A 264-nucleotide genomic window follows, 5' to 3' on the forward strand; every position below is an offset into this window, starting at 1 on the left:
GCTGGATGTTCTCGCGCTCGCTCATGATCAGGCGGCCTCCTCAGCGACGGCCGCGAGCGGCACGTACCGCTCGCCGCAGACCGGGCAGAAGGTCGGCGCCATGACGACGGGACGCTTGCCGCGCGGGGCGACCTTCTCGGTGAGCAGGGTCACGGTGACGTAGCCGGGGACACCGTTGCGCGGGAGCGCGATCGTGCCCGGCAGCTTCGTGTTGTGCTCCGCGAGCAGAGCGTTGGTCTGGGTGAGGCAGTCGCAGGCCATCAG

At 70.1% G+C, this 264-nt stretch carries 1 protein-coding gene; it reads right to left on the bottom strand.

The genetic code is table 11. The features are described from left to right. Positions 1–27: 27 nt before the first annotated feature. Positions 28–264, bottom strand: a 237-nt coding sequence (locus tag RVY79_RS20045; protein WP_317466334.1) for a hypothetical protein, incomplete at its 5' end; no start/stop codon positions are given.

Origin of the sequence: Chromohalobacter sp. HP20-39 (assembly GCF_033052815.1) — a bacterium.
Taxonomy (GTDB): Bacteria; Pseudomonadota; Gammaproteobacteria; order Pseudomonadales; family Halomonadaceae; genus Chromohalobacter.